At 70.7% G+C, this 15,694-nt stretch carries 15 protein-coding genes; 11 read left to right on the top strand and 4 right to left on the bottom strand.

The window, feature by feature from the left end; all coding sequences use genetic code 11:
* The first annotated feature begins 103 nt into the window (after positions 1-103).
* The 3 genes from ACWD3H_RS14145 to ACWD3H_RS14135 are packed head-to-tail and all read left to right on the top strand — an operon-like array spanning position 104 to position 2,605.
* Positions 104-844 (top strand): vWA domain-containing protein, encoded by a 741-nt coding sequence (locus tag ACWD3H_RS14145; protein WP_451955221.1) that lies wholly within the window; start codon positions 104-106, stop codon positions 842-844.
* Positions 837-1,979 (top strand): XdhC family protein, encoded by a 1,143-nt coding sequence (locus tag ACWD3H_RS14140; RefSeq protein WP_451955220.1) that lies wholly within the window; start codon positions 837-839, stop codon positions 1,977-1,979. Before ACWD3H_RS14145 ends, ACWD3H_RS14140 begins: the two co-directional genes overlap by 8 nt.
* 29 nt (positions 1,980-2,008) lie before the next feature.
* Positions 2,009-2,605 (top strand): nucleotidyltransferase family protein, encoded by a 597-nt coding sequence (locus tag ACWD3H_RS14135; RefSeq protein WP_451955228.1) that lies wholly within the window; start codon positions 2,009-2,011, stop codon positions 2,603-2,605.
* Between the two features lie 176 nt (positions 2,606-2,781).
* Here the strand turns inward: ACWD3H_RS14135 and ACWD3H_RS14130 are convergent, their stop codons facing one another.
* Positions 2,782-3,687, bottom strand: coding sequence for an endonuclease/exonuclease/phosphatase family protein (locus tag ACWD3H_RS14130; RefSeq protein WP_451955219.1), 906 nt, complete (start codon positions 3,685-3,687; stop codon positions 2,782-2,784).
* A 160-nt stretch (positions 3,688-3,847) separates the two neighbouring features.
* Between ACWD3H_RS14130 and ACWD3H_RS14125 the strand changes: the two genes are divergently transcribed.
* The 7 genes from ACWD3H_RS14125 to ACWD3H_RS14095 all read left to right on the top strand — a co-directional run bounded on the left by ACWD3H_RS14125 (position 3,848) and on the right by ACWD3H_RS14095 (position 9,945).
* The gene (locus ACWD3H_RS14125; RefSeq protein WP_451955218.1) at positions 3,848-4,888 is read left to right on the top strand and encodes an LLM class F420-dependent oxidoreductase; all 1,041 of its coding nucleotides are present in this window, start codon (positions 3,848-3,850) and stop codon (positions 4,886-4,888) included.
* Between the two features lie 123 nt (positions 4,889-5,011).
* A complete protein-coding gene (locus ACWD3H_RS14120) occupies positions 5,012-6,079 on the top strand; it encodes a M24 family metallopeptidase (RefSeq protein WP_350924501.1) in 1,068 nt (355 codons plus the stop codon).
* A gap of 26 nt (positions 6,080-6,105) precedes the next feature.
* The gene (efp, locus tag ACWD3H_RS14115; protein ID WP_343979490.1) at positions 6,106-6,666 is read left to right on the top strand and encodes an elongation factor P; all 561 of its coding nucleotides are present in this window, start codon (positions 6,106-6,108) and stop codon (positions 6,664-6,666) included.
* On the top strand, positions 6,666-7,076 hold the full coding sequence (gene nusB, locus ACWD3H_RS14110) for a transcription antitermination factor NusB (protein WP_355550953.1): 411 nt from the start codon (positions 6,666-6,668) through the stop codon (positions 7,074-7,076). Before efp ends, nusB begins: the two co-directional genes overlap by 1 nt.
* 285 nt (positions 7,077-7,361) lie before the next feature.
* Positions 7,362-8,120 (top strand): class I SAM-dependent methyltransferase, encoded by a 759-nt coding sequence (locus ACWD3H_RS14105; protein ID WP_451955217.1) that lies wholly within the window; start codon positions 7,362-7,364, stop codon positions 8,118-8,120.
* A gap of 55 nt (positions 8,121-8,175) precedes the next feature.
* Positions 8,176-9,396, top strand: coding sequence for a DNA polymerase IV (gene dinB / locus ACWD3H_RS14100; RefSeq protein WP_355550973.1), 1,221 nt, complete (start codon positions 8,176-8,178; stop codon positions 9,394-9,396).
* A gap of 147 nt (positions 9,397-9,543) precedes the next feature.
* Positions 9,544-9,945 carry a DUF3040 domain-containing protein gene (locus tag ACWD3H_RS14095; protein ID WP_030909878.1) on the top strand — a complete coding sequence of 134 codons (402 nt, stop codon included), beginning with the start codon at positions 9,544-9,546 and terminating at the stop codon, positions 9,943-9,945.
* Positions 9,946-10,054: 109 nt separating this feature from the next.
* Here ACWD3H_RS14095 and ACWD3H_RS14090 read toward each other — a convergent pair whose 3' ends face one another.
* From ACWD3H_RS14090 to ACWD3H_RS14080, 3 genes are read right to left on the bottom strand one after another with little or no spacing between them, the layout of a single operon-like run.
* Positions 10,055-12,469 (bottom strand): transglutaminase TgpA family protein, encoded by a 2,415-nt coding sequence (locus tag ACWD3H_RS14090; RefSeq protein ID WP_451955216.1) that lies wholly within the window; start codon positions 12,467-12,469, stop codon positions 10,055-10,057.
* On the bottom strand, positions 12,466-13,722 hold the full coding sequence (locus ACWD3H_RS14085; protein ID WP_451955215.1) for a DUF58 domain-containing protein: 1,257 nt from the start codon (positions 13,720-13,722) through the stop codon (positions 12,466-12,468). Before ACWD3H_RS14085 ends, ACWD3H_RS14090 begins: the two co-directional genes overlap by 4 nt.
* Entirely contained in the window at positions 13,719-14,696 is a 978-nt protein-coding gene (locus ACWD3H_RS14080; RefSeq protein WP_350924511.1) for an AAA family ATPase, read from the bottom strand. Before ACWD3H_RS14080 ends, ACWD3H_RS14085 begins: the two co-directional genes overlap by 4 nt.
* Positions 14,697-15,187: 491 nt before the next feature.
* Here ACWD3H_RS14080 and mraZ point away from each other — a divergent pair, with 491 nt between their 5' ends.
* Entirely contained in the window at positions 15,188-15,619 is a 432-nt protein-coding gene (gene mraZ, locus ACWD3H_RS14075; RefSeq protein ID WP_350924513.1) for a division/cell wall cluster transcriptional repressor MraZ, read from the top strand.
* Positions 15,620-15,694 lie beyond the last annotated feature (75 nt).

The raw sequence follows: 15,694 nt of genomic DNA, 5'->3' as shown, positions 1-15,694 counted from the left end.
AGCAGAACCTCGACCGCAAGCCCGCCGCCTGGCCCGGCCCCGACAAGCAGTTCCACCTGGACGTCCGCGTCGCCGATGTGGAGACGGCGGTCCGGCGACGGAGGTGCTGCGCACCCGTGACGTGGCCAGGATGACGGGACCGGAGCTGGCCGAGGTACACCGGCTGCTCGCCCTGCTGCGGGCGGGCCGGGAACGGCGCCGGTCGCGACGTTTCAGGCCCTCGCGCCGGGGGCGGCTGGACGGCAGGGCGACGATTCGCGAGACCCTGCGCAGGGGCGGGGAGATCGCCGGTCTCCGCTACCGCGCGCACCGGACCAGACCCCGCAGGGTCGTGCTGCTGGTCGATGTCAGCGGCTCCATGACCCCGTACGCGGACACGCTGCTCCGCCTGGCCCACGCGCTGGTCAGGTCGGAGCCCGGGGCCACCGAGGTGTTCAGCGCGGGCACCCGGCTGACGCGGCTCACCGCCGAGCTGAGCCACCGCGACCCGGCCACCGCGATGAACGCCGTCTCCCGCGCCATTCCCGACTGGAGCGGCGGCACCCGGCTGGGTGCGGAACTCCGGCGGCTCCTGGCGCTGAACGACGCGGCCGGCGCGACGGTGGTGATCGCGTCCGACGGGTGGGAGCGCGGCGACGTCTCGCTGCTGGGGGCGGAGATGGCCAGGCTGTCGCGGACGGCCCACCGGGTGATCTGGGTGAACCCGCACAAGGGGCAGGAGGGCTACCAGCCGCTCACCGCCGGCATGCGGGCCGCCCTTCCGCACATCGACGACTTCGTGGCCGGGCACAGCCTGGCCGCCTTCGAAGAGCTGGCAATGCTGCTGGGAGGCACTCGTGCGTGATGTTCTGTCGCAGGTCCTGCGCTGGTGGGAGGCGGGGGAGACGTTCGGCCTGGCCACCGTGGTCGACACCTTCCGCAGCGCCCCCCGGCCGCCGGGAGCGTCCATGGCGGTGCTCGGTGACGAGGCGGAGGGCAGCGTCTCGGGCGGCTGCGTCGAGGGGGCCGTCTACGAGCTGGCCCAGGAGGTGGTCTCCTCGGGCAGGCCCGTTCTGCAGCGGTACGGGGTGAGCGACGACGACGCCTTCTCCGTCGGCCTGACCTGCGGCGGCATCCTGGACGTGTTCGTCGAGCCGGTCTCCAGGAAGACCTTTCCCGAGCTGGGGTCGGTCGCCGCCTCGGTGCTCGGGCACGAGCCGGTGGCGGTGGCGACGATCCTGTCCGGGCCGGGCGCGGTGGGCAGCCGCCGGGTGATCTGGCCGGACCGCTCCTCGGGCTCCCTGGGGGTGGACCGGCTGAACGAGGCGGTGGACGACGACGTACGGGGCATGCTGGCGCAGGGGCTGACGGGCGTCCGCAGGTACGGGGCCCGGGGGGAGCGGCGGCTCGACGAGTTGTCGGTCTTCGTGCAGTCCTTCGCGCCGCCGCCCCGGATGCTGGTCTTCGGCGCGATCGACTTCGCCGCCGCGGTCGCCAGGATCGGCAAGTTCCTCGGTTACCACGTGGTCGTGTGCGACGCCCGGCCGGTCTTCACCACGGCCAAGCGCTTCCCCGAGGCCGACGAGGTGATCGTCAAGTGGCCGCACGACTACCTCACCTCGGTCACCGTGGACGAGCGGACCGCGATCTGCGTGCTCACCCACGATCCCAAGTTCGACGTCCCCCTGCTGGAGGTGGCCCTGCGCACCCCGGCGGGATACGTCGGCGCCATGGGATCGCGCCGTACCCACGAGGACCGGCTGGCCAGGCTCGCGCGGGCGGGGCTGGGGGAGGCCGAGCTGAAGCGGCTCCGCTCGCCGATCGGCCTGGATCTGGGCGCGCGCACCCCCGAGGAGACCGCGGTCTCCATCGCCGCCGAGCTGATCCAGCTGCGCTGGGGCGGCTCGGGCAGGCCGCTGACCGACGGCTCCGGCCGGATCCACGGCGATGGCTCGGTTCATGGCGATGACCCGGTTCACGGCGACGGGCCCGGCGCGTGAGTACGGCCGGAGCGGAACCGGTGGGAACGGTGAGCGCGGGGCTGCTGCTGGCCGCCGGGTCCGGCTCGCGGCTCGGCACGCCGAAGGCGCTGGTGGAGTTCGGCGGGGAGCGGCTGGTGGACCGGGGGGTCAGGGTGCTCCAGGACGGTGGCTGCCGGCCCGTGGTCGTGGTGCTCGGGGCGGCCGCCGTCCGGGTGCCGGGGGCGGTGACCGTCCACAACCCGGACTGGAGTTCGGGGATGGGCTCCTCGCTCAGGGCCGGTCTGGAGGCGATCCCCGCCACCGCCGAGCACGTGGTGATCAGCCTGGTGGACCAGCCGTTCGTCGGCCCGGCGGCGGTGGAGCGGCTCATCCGGGCCGCGGAGCGGGGTGCCTCGGTCGCCGTCGCCACCTACGGCGGGGCGCGGCGGAACCCGGTGCTGATCGCCAGGGAGCACTTCGCGGAGGTCTCCCGGCTCGCGACCGGCGACGCCGGAGCACGCCCGTTCCTGAAGGCCCATCCCGAACTGGTCGTCGCGGTCCCCTGCGACGACGTGGCGGACCCCGCCGACATAGACACCCCGGCGGACCTGTCGGCGCTGCGGGCCCGCTCCGACGTCGCCGCCCGAGCCGCCCGGCCCGGCTGAGCCCGGCGGCTTCACGGGCCCGTTCCGGCCTCGCCGCCCGAGTCGCCGCCTGAGTCGCTGTCCGAACCCCCTGAGCCCCACCTGGGCGGACCCGCCGGAGCCAAGGGGCCCGTTCCGGCCTCGCCACCCGAGCCCTCCGGGCCTTCCGGACCCTCAGGCCCGGCTGGTTGGTCCGGTCAGTCCGGTTTCTGGGAGGTCAGGCGCAGCGAGGCGAAGGCGGCGCGGTGGTCGCTGCCCGCGGCCCGCTCGACGCCCGCCCCGGTGGCGGTCAGGCCGCGGTAGAGGATGTGGTCGGGACGGGTGACGGGGAAGGCCGCGGGCCAGGTGAAGCCGAACCCCGTACCGGCCTCCTGCTGGGCGTCCGACAGCGGCGGCACCAGGCCGGAGCGCTTGCGGTCGGTGGTGGCGGTGTTGAGGTCGCCGAGCAGCAGCAGGCGCGCGCTGTCGTCCTTGTCGATCATCCTGCGGGCGTAGGCGAGGGTCTCGTCACGCTGCGCGGTCTGGCCCGGCCGGGCGGAGGCGAGGTGCATGACGTACACGGTCAGTCTCCCCTTGGGGGTGGCGACCACCGCTCGCAGCGCCCGCGCCCAGTCGAGGCCGATGTCGGCCTTGCGGGCCTCGAGGATCGGGAACCGGCTCCACAGGCCGACCGTGGCGATCCGGTAGTGATGGGGAAAGCGTTCGCTGAGGATCTCCGCCGCCGGGCCTCCTGCGGTCAGCTCCTGCACCGCGACCAGGTCACGGCCCTTGGAGACCGACCGTACGGCCTCGGCCGAGTCGGCGTTGGCCGCGCCCACGTTGAGCGTGGCGACCGACAGGTCGCTGGGGCCGCCGGGCGGGCTGCGCAGCAGCGTCGGGCCGAACATGAGGCCCCAGACGATCGCCGGGAGCAGCGCCGCGAAGATCACCTGCCATGAGCGGGTGGCCAGCGCGCAGATCAGCAGGATGGGTATCGCGACGCCGAGCCAGGGAAGGAGGCTCTCCAGCACGGGAGTGAACCCGCCCAGTTCCGGCAGGAGCCGGTGCCCTCCAAGAGTCAGGGCCAGGGCTCCCGCCACCACGATGATCGACCGCCTCAGCACACCCCTCCTTGTCGCCGTCAAAGATCCCCTACCCCGGAATGCGTAGGCTACCGGCCCGACGGGCGGGGCTTGGTGCTTCGGCGGTGAGTCGATAGCCTTTACAGCCAAGGAAACGGAACAACATTCGGTTTCGTCGGCGCTGCGGAAGGACGATCTCACGATGCGTATCGGTATGGCCCTGAGCTACTCGGGAGGCTTCAAGGAGACGGTGGCCGAACTGGCCGACTACGAGAAGGCCGGTCTCGACATCGTCTTCGTCGCCGAGGCGTACAGTTTCGACGCGGTCAGCCAGCTGGGCTACATCGCGGCCAAGACCGAGAGGCTGCAGATCGCCTCCGGCATCCTGCCGATCTACTCCCGCACCCCCGCCCTGCTGGCCATGACCGCGGCGGGCCTGGACTACGTCTCCGACGGCCGCTTCACCCTCGGCCTGGGGGCCTCGGGGCCGCAGGTCATCGAGGGCTTCCACGGTGTCCCGTACCACGCCCCGATCGGACGCACCCGCGAGGTCATCGAGATCTGCCGCCAGGTGTGGCGGCGTGAGCGCCTGAACTACGAGGGCAGGCACTACACCGTCCCGCTCCCCGCGGACCAGGGGACCGGTCTCGGCAAGCCGCTGAAGCTCATCAACCACCCGCTCCGCGACCGCATCCCCGTCGTGATCGCCGCCATCGGTCCCAAGAACGTCGAGCTGGCCGCCGAGCTGGCCGAGGGCTGGGAGCCGATCTTCTACATGCCGGAGAAGGCCGCCGAGGTGTGGGGGGCCTCCCTGGCGGCGGGCCGGGCCAAGCGGGACCCGGCACTGGGAGAGCTGGACGTGATCGCCCAGGCGTCGCTGGCCATCGGCGACGACGTCTCGGGCTGGCTGGAGCTGGGCCGCCCGATGGCCGCCCTCTACATCGGCGGGATGGGGGCCAAGGGCAGGAACTTCTACAACGACCTCGCCCGCAGGTACGGCTACGAGAAGGAGGCCGAGCAGATCCAGAACCTCTACCTGGAGGGAAAGAAGGACGAGGCCGCCGCGCTCGTTCCGCGGGAGATGCTGGAGAAGATGTCGCTGATCGGCTCGGAGGGGCATGTCAGGGAGCGGCTGCAGGCGATGCGCGAGTCGGGTGTCACGACCATCAACGTCGCCCCGCTGGGACGTACCCACGCAGAGCGCCTGCGGCTCGTCGAGAAGGTCAGGGAACTCGCCTCCTGACCCGCCGCGCGGGAGACCGGGAGCCGGTGGGCGTGCGATCGGCGGGTTCCGGTTCCGGGAGGGGGCCGGCGAGATCGGGCCAAGGGGACGACATTGGTCAAATCGGCCAATAACATGCGTGCCATGACCGTCATCCACGTACGGCGCCGTGAGAACCTCGCGGCCCTTCTCCCCGCTCACGAGGCGGATGCGATCCTGGTCACCGGCGGCGTGAACGTGCGCTACCTGACCGGCCTGGCCAGCTCCAACGCGGCGGTCCTGGTCCGGGCCGACGCCGGCGCCACGCTGGCCACCGACTCCCGCTACATCGGGGCCGCCCGGCGGCTGTGCGCCGACATCGAGGTGGTCGAGGAGCTCGACGTCGCCGGGGCGCTGCTGCCGGAGAGCGGCCGGACGGGCATCGAGGCCGACCACATGTCCGTCGCCACCTACTTCCGGCTGGGCGGCGACCGGCTCCGCCTGTCGAAACTGGTGGAGTCGGTGCGCATGGTCAAGGACGACGCCGAGATCGATCTCATCCGCACCGCGTGCGAGCTCACGGACCGGGCCTTCGCCGAGGTCCTGCCCGAACTGCGTCCGGGGCTGACCGAGAAGGAGGTTGCCAGGGCGCTGGAGCGCCGGATGGTCGAGCTGGGCGCGGACGGGCTCGCCTTCGACACGATCGTCGCGAGCGGGCCCAACGGCGCGATCCCGCACCACTCGCCCTCGGACCGGCCGCTGGAGCGCGGAGACCTGGTCACCATGGACTTCGGGGCGCTGTACCGGGGCTACCACGCAGACATGACCAGAACCGTGGCGATCGGCGAGCCCGCCGGCTGGCAGCGCGAGCTGTACGACCTGGTCCGCGCCTCCCAGCGGGCCGGCCGCCGGGCCGTGCGGACCGGTGCGGCGCTCCACGAGGTGGACGCCGCGGCTCGCGACCTGATCGCCGAGGCGGGATACGGGGAGTTCTTCAAGCACGGTCTCGGCCACGGAGTCGGGCTGGAGATCCACGAGATGCCGTTCCTGTCTCCGCGAAAGCCAGAGCCTGACCACGAGCACGCTAGAATAGAGGACCGAGTTCCGGTCACGGTTGAACCTGGGGTATATCTTCCCGGCAGGGGCGGTGTCCGCATCGAGGACACGCTCGTGGCGCGTGACGGCGGGCCGGAACTTCTCACCCGGACGACCAAAGAGCTGCTCGTCCTCTAAGAGCGGCCGTACGCAGGAGAGAACTAGTGGCGACGACGAACGACCTCAAGAACGGCCTGGTGCTCAAGCTCGACGGCGGTGAGCTCTGGGCTGTCGTGGAGTTCCAGCACGTCAAGCCCGGCAAGGGCGGCGCGTTCGTCCGCACCAAGCTCAAGAACGTGCTATCGGGCAAGGTCGTCGACAAGACCTTCAACGCGGGCGTCAAGGTCGAGGTGGCCAACGTCGACAAGCGCGAGATGCAGTTCTCGTACATGGACGGCGACGACTACGTCTTCATGGACACCGAGACCTACGACATGCTCCATGTCTCCAGGGTCGCGGTCGGCGACTCCGCCAACTACCTGCTGGAGAACATGCTGGCCACCGTGGCGATCAACGAGGGCAACGTCCTCTACGTCGACCTGCCCGCGGCCGTCGAGCTGATCGTCGCCGAGACCGAGCCCGGCCTCCAGGGCGACCGCTCCACCGGCGGCACCAAGCCCGCCAAGCTGGAGACCGGTGCCGAGATCAAGGTGCCGCTGTTCATCACCACCGGCGAGAAGGTCAAGGTCGACACCCGCACCGGCGATTATCTCGGCCGCGCCTGATGTCGGCACGGGGTAAGGCGCGCAGGCGCGCGCTGGACATCCTCTTCGAGGCGGAGGCACGGAGCGAGGACCCGCTCAGCGTTCTCGCCGAGCGCCTGGAGCGGGCCGAGCCGCCCGTGAACGAATACACCACGACGATCGTCGAAGGCGTGTGCAGGCACCGGACGCGCATCGACGAGCTGATCACCGCCTACGCCGACGGCTGGACGCTCGACCGCATGCCCGCGGTCGACCGCAACCTCCTGCGTGGCGGCACCTACGAGCTGCTGTGGATGCCCGACGTCCCCGAGGGCGTCGTCATCAGTGAGTGGGTCAGCCTGGCCTCCGAGCTGTCGACCGACGAGTCGCCACAGTTCGTCAACGGCCTGATGGCCAGGTTCAAGCAGCTCAAGCCGTCGCTGACGCTCTAGCCGCGCCCCGCGGGGAGCCGATCTCCGTCTCCCCGCCTCGGCGCACATCCCCACGGCTCCTCATCCACTCGCACACCTCCGCGGCCCGGACGGGCACTCATCCGGCACCTCCCCCGGACGCCCCCTTTTCCCGCGGATCCGACCGCCTTCCTCGGGGCACGCCGGCCGGGTCCGTCCGCACGGGGAAAAAGACTCGATCAATTACGAGTATGGATAGTCCTTGGGCCGCGCCGGGGGACGCGCGGCGTAGGCTGGGCTCGTCACGTATGAGGAGGCGATCTGAAGTTGCACGCCGTAGGCATCTCACGGCACGCAGGCACCCCGGCGGTCCGCACCGCGGTCGTATGGGACGTCCTGAGCGCCGTGCTGGCCGAACGGGTGGCCGCGACGGGCCGTGACCGGCTCGACATCGTCGACGCCGGGGGCGGCACGGGTGGTTTCGCCGTTCCCCTGGCCGACCTGGGCCACGCCGTGACGGTCGTCGACCCCAGCCCCGACTCGCTCGCCGCGCTGGAGCGCCGCGCGGCGGAGGCGGGGGTGGAGGTGCGCGCCCTGCAGGGTGACGCCGCGGACCTGGGGGAGCTGCTCCCGGGCGGTGGCACCGACCTGGTGCTCTGCCACAGCGTGCTGGAGTACGTGGAGGATCCGGTCGGCGCGGTGACGGCCATGGCCGGCCTGCTGCGCGAGGGCGGCGTGATCAGCGTGCTCGCCGCGAACCCGCTCGCCGCCGCGCTGCATCGGGCCTTCGCCGGACGCTTCGACGAGGCCCGCCAGGTCCTGGACGACCCCGAGGGCCGCTGGGGCGACCGCGACCCCACTCCCAGGCGCTTCACCCGTGAGGCACTGGAGCGGCTTCTCGCCGTGACCGGCTTCGCGTCCGGCGAGGTGCACGGTGTGCGGATCTTCGCCGACCTGGTGCCCAGCAGGCTGCTCGACGGCGAACCCGGAGCCGCACGCGCCCTGGTCGACCTGGAGCAGGCGGCGGCGGCGCACCCGGTTCTCCGCGACATCGCGACCCAACTGCATGTGCTTGGTCACCGGTGAGCACCACATCGAACGCGTGTTCCCGTAGAATGGCGTCGTGTCGAGAAAGCAGCAGATGCCGCGCCCGGAATCGGACCTGGGGACGGACGACACCGGCTGCCCGATCCTCCATGTCGACATGGACGCCTTCTACGCAGGTGTCGAGCTGCGCGACCGCCCCGAGCTCAGCGGAACCCCCGTCATCATCGGCGCGCCCGGCGCGCGCGGGGTGGTGCTCAGCGCCACCTACGAGGCCCGGAGGTTCGGGGTGCACTCGGCCATGCCCATGACCCGGGCCCGACGGCTCTGCCCTCACGCGGTGATCATCCCGCCGAGCCGCGGCAAGTACGCGGAGGTCTCCCGGCGTGTCATGGAGATCTTCCAAACCTTCACCCCCGAGGTCGAGCCGATAGCCTCCGATGAGGCGTTCCTGGACGTCGGCGGGGCACGCAAGCGCCTCGGCCCCCCGGCGGAGATCGCCCGGATGATCCGTGAACAGGTCGTGCGCGAGCAGGGCGTCACCTGCTCCGTGGGAGTCGCCAACAGTAAGTTCGTGGCAAAGCTCGCCTCGCGCCACTGCAAGCCGGACGGACTGTTCGTGGTTCCCGCCGACAGGGTGGTCGACTTCCTGCACCCGCTCCCGGTGGCGGCGCTGTGGGGTGTCGGGGAGCGCACCGAGCGATCGCTGGCCCGGCTCGGCATCAAGACGGTCGGCGATCTCGCCAGGGTCCCGGTGGACACGCTCCGGCGCGAGCTGGGGCAGGCGGCGGGCGAGCACCTCGCGGCGCTCGCCTGGGGGCGTGACGAGCGCCCCGTGACCCCGCACGTTCCCGACAAGAGCATCGGCGCGGAAGAGACATTCGCCACAGACATCGCAGACCCCGTGGAGATCCGCAGGGAGCTTCTCCGGCTCTCCGAGCGGGTCGCGGCCAGACTCAGGCAGGGGGGCAGCGTCGGCCGCACGGTCAGCGTCAAGCTCCGCCGCGCCGACTTCACCACCCTGTCCCGCTCCCGGAGCCTGCGCGAGCCCACAGACGTGGCCAAGATCCTGTACGACGTCGCCTGCGCCCTCTACACCGCCTCCGGCCTGGAGAACGTCCAGCTGAGGCTGGTCGGAGTCCGGGTGGAGAACCTCAGCCCGGCCGACGGGGCGAGCAGGCAGCTCGGCCTCGGAGAGCGTGAGACGGGCTGGCGGGAAGCCGAGCAGGCGATGGACAGGGCCGCCCGCAGATTCGGTCACAATGCGGTGCTCCCGGCCTCCCTTGTTCGCCCGCCGTTTGATGGAATAGAACCATGACGCGGCCTCCGGTTTGGACTACGTTGGACGTTTTCTTTCGTCTACGTCTACAGCCTCGTATTCTGGGGATAACCGACCGCGAGGTTCGGACACCCCGTGTCGTCCGTCACCGTCTTCCCCGTCCTGGGGCTGTCCTTGGGAGGCGCCGTGCCGCTCTCTGAGCACGAGCAGCGCTTGCTCGACCAGATCGAGCAGGCACTCTACGCCGAGGACCCGAAGTGGGCCAATACCGTCAGGATCAGTGATCCCCGCAGCCACTACAGGCGCCGCCTGGTGAAGGCCTCCATCGGCTTCATCCTGGGTGTCGTCCTGCTGATGGTCGGCGTTGTGATCATCAACATCCCGCTCGGCGTCGGCGGTTTCGTGGTCATGCTCGCCGCGTGTCTGTGGGGTCTGTCCAGCTGGAAGCGGATGAACGGGTTCGGTGAGGCCGGCGCGGCCGTACCGTCCGATCAGCCGCGAGGCAAGGGGGGACGCCGCAGTGGCTCCCGCCAGAGCTTCATGGAACGCATGGAGGAGCGCTGGCGCCGTCGTAACGACGAGCACTAGCCGCCGGGCTCGCCGCCGTTCGCGGCGGCGGATCTCCTCCCCGACCCCCTGACGACGAGGGCCGCTCCCGACTGGAAGCGGCCCCTGCCATCCGGTGAACCCGCCCTGCTCAGGCGCCCTTCCTGGCCGGCCTGCGGAGCCGGATGTTCTCCAGCCGGTCGAAGCCGTCCAGCACCCGCCCGCCGAGCCCCCGCATCCGCAGGAGCGTGGAGGGCGGCAGCAGCACAGCCCTGATCCGCCTGCCACGGGTCACGGTGGCGGCCAGCGCCCGCCGTACACTTCGCAGGTCCGCACGGAGCGTGCCGGTCTCACCCGGGGTCCTGGCGTAGAGCGTCCGCTCCACCGCCGAGGTGATCCTCCCCAGCGCGGCGGCGGCCTCCGGTTCGAACCCGTACTGCTCCGTCAGCCGCCTGGCCAGCGCGCGCGGGCTCTCACTCGGCTGCCGTGACATCCCGTAGTCGCACAGCGCGTCATCGAGTTCGGCCCAGGACGCCCTCACCGCCGACTCCCGCCGCTTGACCCTGAGTGCCGTGGCGCCGGTCGGATCCTCGTCGTCGGGGTCCCTGACCTGCCGGGTGTAGTACCTGCCGCGGCGGGCCCGCAGCTGCCAGCGGATCATCGCCGGAATCAGCGCGACCAGCAGAGCGATCACGACTCCGATGCCGATTCGCGCGGCCGGCGGCATGCCCTCGTCCAGTGCGATCGGCAGGCCGCCGGAGTCGAGGTCGAGCGTCCGGTCACGGCGGCCGGCCGCCGCCCCGCCGGTGGGGTCGGAGTCGCCGGGGTCCGCCGACGGGGCCGTGATCGGCTCGTCGGGGGTGGCCGACGTCACCTCGGGCCGGGTGTAGGAGGGCACCGTCGCGCTGCCCTGGCCCGCCCCGCCCGTCGGTGTGGGCTCGAAACGGAGCCATCCGGTTCCCTCGAAGTACAGCTCGGGCCAGGCGTGCGAGTCATGGGTGCGCACCTGCCACTGCCCGGACAGGTTGCCGCCTCCGGTGTAGCCGATGGCGACCCGGGAGGGGATGCCCAGGACGCGCGCCAGCACCGCCATGGAGGCGGCGAACTGCTCGCAGTAGCCGGTCCTGTTGCGGATCAGGAACTCCGTCAGCGCCGGGCCGTCGTGCCCCTGAGTGGACAGGTCGTAGGTGAACCCGCCCTTTTCCGTGAAGAACTCCTGCAGCTGGATCGCCTGCTCGTACTGGCTGGAGTCGCGCTTGGTCACCCGGGTGGCCAGTTCCCTGATCTCCCCGGGAAGGCTCTCCGGCAGTCCCAGGTACCGTTCCTTGATCGCCGGGGCCGCCGGATCCGCCGCCCTGAGCTTCTCCGCCGTGGGCTCGGGCTCGGCGGTGACCACCTGGTAGGTCAGGCCCTCGGCGGTGTTCCTGGTGGAGAAGACCATGAGCGTGTCGCGGTCGGGCCGCCAGTCGCCCTCCACCGTGACCCTGGACGCGGGGTAGGGCAGTGGCAGGAAACTCAGCCTCCTGACCTGCTCGCTCACCGTGATGTCGAGGGTCGCCGGCGTGACGGGCACGTCCACGTCCTGGCCGGGGGGCGGTGGCATGGGTGAGTCGGAGGTCCGGTCCTCGGGGCGGCCCCTGGGCTCCGACATCGTCCACTGCTCGCCGTCGAAGACGTCGAGGGAGTACATCCGCAGGTAGCGCGCCGCGCCGTCGCTGGCCGTGTAGGTCAGCACCGTGGAGTTCTCCGGCAGCGACAGCTGGCCGCGCAGGTTGACGATGGGGTTCGGGATGCTGATCGAGTTGCCGCCACCCTTGCCGTTGCCCACCCCGAACGAGAACAGCGGGTTGGGCTCCAGCGGAGGGAGCAGCAAGGGCAGCAGGACGGCCAGCACGATCGCGGTGAAACCGATGCGCCTGCCGGACAGCCGTAGCGTCCCGGCATCGGAGGAGGGCCGCGTGACGGTGAAGGAGGACGTCCGGCGCACCAGCACCGCCCGGCCCCAGTGGCTGACCCGCTCCCGTCCGTCGGCGACGAGCACGCCGAGATAGCCCAGGGCACCGATGATGAACGCCGGCCAGCTGATCGGCTCGGCGATCACCGCCGCCGGGACGGTGAACAGCGCCAGCAGCGGCAGCCCGGTGAGGGCCGCCCTGCGCAGCCGCGCGGCCAGCAGGTCGACGGTGATCGCGATCAGGCCGACGCCGCCGCAGGTGAGCAGGACGATTCCGTCGCTGTCCGGCACGGGGGCGGCGAACCGCTGGATGTCGGCGAAGCCCGTCGCCAGCAGCTCGGCCAGTGCCAGGACCGACTCCTTCGTGGGCACCACCCTCGCCCACGCCTCGTCGCCGGTGAACACCGTGGTCAGGTAGATCCAGACCGCGAGCACCTGGGCGGGCGGCACCAGCCAGCCGGGCAGCCTGTAGTGGCCGGCCAGCACGCCGATCCCGGTCACGACCAGGATCGCGCCGAGGCTGGTCCAGAACCAGGCGCCGCCCTGGAAGAGGGGATAGAGCGCGATCGCGACCGCTCCCGTGGCCACGCCCGACGCGATGGGAAGTCTCATGCGTTGCCCCTGCTCGCCAAGGATCGCCCGCGCTGCGCGGCGTCCTGCCACACGCTCGCGACGGAGGCGCCGGCGGCCAGTCGCACGACGCGCCAGCCCGTCCCCGTCAACACCGCCCGCGCCGCCTGGAAGTCCTCGTTCTCGCCGAGTTCGGGATGCTCCCATCCCGCCACGTCCAGCATCACGGCCACGCCGGTCATGTTGCCGTGCCTGACCCTGGCCAGCTCCTGGGCCTGGTCGAGGTCCATCTTGCCGAGCACGGCCACGATCAGCCCGTCGCCGCCGCCCTGGCGCAGCGCGCCGACGCCGTACTCCAGCGACCGCGCCGGGCTGGCCCGTACCATGGCCAGGGTGTCCAGCAGCGACAGGCTCAGCCCGCTGTCGGTGAGGTGCTCGGCCCCCTGGTCGGTGACCAGGCGCAGGCCGAGACCCTCATGGGCCAGGTGCACGCCGATGGAGGCGGCGGCCGAGACCGCGGTCTCGAACGACGAGCGCGGGCCCTCACCCCGGTGGGCGTACCGCCGGGTGTCCAGCAGCAGCGCACCTCTGCTCTGCCACTGCTGCTCCTCGCGCCGGACCATCAGCTCGCCGTGCCTGGCGGTCGAGCGCCAGTGCACCCGCCGCAGGTCGTCGCCCTGCCGGTACTCGCGCGGGGCGACGTCGTCGTCCCCCGCCGCCGCGACGCTTCTGGTACGGCTGTCACCGCCGCCCGTCCACTCGCCGACCAGACGGACCTGGGGCAGCGCCACCACCTGGGGCGTCACCATCAGCGTGTCGCTGATGGTGAACGACCTGGTCAGCTCGACCAGGCCGAAGGGATCGCTGATCCGGATGGAGAGCGGGCCGATGGTGAAGCGGCCGCGCAGGTCGGAGCGGACCCGGTAGTCGATCTCCCGGATACCCTGCGGCTCCACCCGGTCCAGCACGAACCTGGGCCGGGCGCCGAGGGCGTAGGGAACGGTGTCCTCGACCATCAGCAGACCGGTCGGCAGCCGGGTGACGTTCTCCAGCCGCAGCGTCACGGTGGCCTCGCTGCCCACCTCGGTCCTGGGCGGATCCAGACGGCGCGCGCAGCTCAGCCGGTAGCGGGTGCGGGCGACCACCATGGCCGCCAGCAGCGGCAGCGAGACGATCAGCACGCCGATCCTGAGCAGGTCGTGCTCGCCGAGGAGGAAGGCGCACAGCAGCGCCGCGACGCCGGACGCGATGAAGGACCGGCCGCGGGCGGTGAGCGCCTTGAGGCCGGAGGTCACCGGGCCTGGGCCTCGGGAACGGGAACCCGGCGGACCAGGTCGGCGATCACCTGCTCGGGCGGGCGGCGCTGCCCCTGAGCCTCGATGCTGGGCAGCAGCCGGTGCGCCAGCACGGGGATGGACAGCTCCTGCAGGTCGTCGGGAATGACGTAGTCGCGGCCGGCGAGCGCCGCGTGCGCCCGCGAGGCCCTGACCAGTTGCAGGGTCGAGCGAGGAGAGGCGCCCAGCCTCAGGTCGGGGGACTGGCGGGTGGCGGTCACCAGGTCGATCGCGTACTTCTTGATCGGCTGGGAGACGTAGACCCCGCGCACCGCCTCGATCAGCGCCCGCACCTCTTCGGTGGTGGCCACCGGCTCCAGCTTGTCCAGCGGGGAGGCGGCGCCGTGCACGTCGAGCATCTCCAGCTCCGCGGAGGGGGCCGGGTAGCCCATCGCGATCCTGGCGGTGAACCGGTCGCGCTGAGCCTCGGGCAGGGGGTAGGTGCCCTCCATCTCGATCGGGTTCTGTGTCGCGATCACCATGAAGGGGGAGTCCAGCCGGTAGGTCGCCCCGTCGACCGTGACCTGCTGCTCCTCCATGCACTCCAGCAGCGCCGACTGGGTCTTCGGGGAGGCACGGTTGATCTCGTCGCCCACCACGATGTTGGCGAAGACCGGGCCCGGCTTGAACTCGAACTCCCTGGTCTGCTGGTTGTAGGCGCTCACCCCGGTGATGTCGCTCGGCAACAGGTCGGGGGTGAACTGCACGCGGCGCACCGGGCAGTCGATGGAGCGCGCCAATGCCTTGGCGAGCATGGTCTTGCCGACTCCGGGCACGTCCTCGATGAGCAGGTGGCCCTCGGCGAGTAGTACGGTCAAGGTCAGGCGGATGACGTCACTTTTGCCTTCGATCACCGATTCGATCGACTGGCGGATCCGGTGCGCGGTGACAACAAGATCATCGAGCTGAGGTGAGACGTCATGAGTTACTGCCACCAGGCCTCCATGAGGATGCGGCGGTTGTGCGCCGGGGGTTGCCGTTGCGGAATCTTTGCGATCCCGTTACTCATTCTGTTTACGACCCTACGGCGCCGCGCGTTCCAACGGCGACCTTATGTGGTCATCAAGGATGATTTCGGGTGATCAGCCACAGTGTGCGCCATGATCGTCGCGTTCCTGTGCGAGTGACGTGTCGATCCTGTGACGGGCATGGTGCTGTTTCACCTTCCATCATTCTTCACCGCCTTACAGTCCATTTCATGATCTTTGGACTATTTGGCAATCTTCCCGACACGCCCATGACGTATGACGGGCCGCTTACCCCCTCCACTCCGCACCACCCCATTTGAACTGGGGAAATGTCGACGAAACCTGCCGTGAAGAGGCGCGGAATCAGTTGACGGTGGAGAGAAGTGGAGTATGGTGGTGCGCAGTGGAGGGCAAGGCCGCGACGCCTGGTTTTCCGCTGGGCACGGGAGGTGGAGCCGATGTTCCTCGGCACTCACCACCCGCGTCTCGATGAGAAGGGACGGCTGTTCCTGCCGGCGAAGTACCGTGAGGAGCTGGCGGAGGGTCTGGTGATCACCAAAGGCCAGGAGCGTTGCCTCTACGTCTTTCCCGTAGAGGAGTTCCAGCGCATAACCGAGGCTCTGCGCAACGCGCCGGTGACCGCCAAGGCGGTCCGTGACTACAGTCGTGTCCTCTTCGCCAGCGCATCCGACGAGGTCGCCGACAAGCAGGGACGGATCACCGTTCCGCAGGCTCTGCGCGAATACGCCAGCCTGCGCCGTGACTGCGTGGTCATCGGAGCCAACACCCGGCTGGAGATCTGGGACGCGCACGCCTGGAGCGCCTATCTGGCCGACCAAGAGCAGGCTTTCGCCGATCTGTCGGAGGAGGTGCTGCCAGGGATTTTGTGACTCCACGGTCGACTCATCGGTAAAACGTCGTTCGGCGAGGTCTCCACCCGCAACCACCTGCCCGTCAGCTGATGC

The sequence above is a fragment of the Streptosporangium sp. NPDC002607 genome, assembly GCF_053592655.1.
Note: the sequence above shows the minus strand (reverse complement) of the source record. Positions and strands in the feature narration are given on the sequence as shown.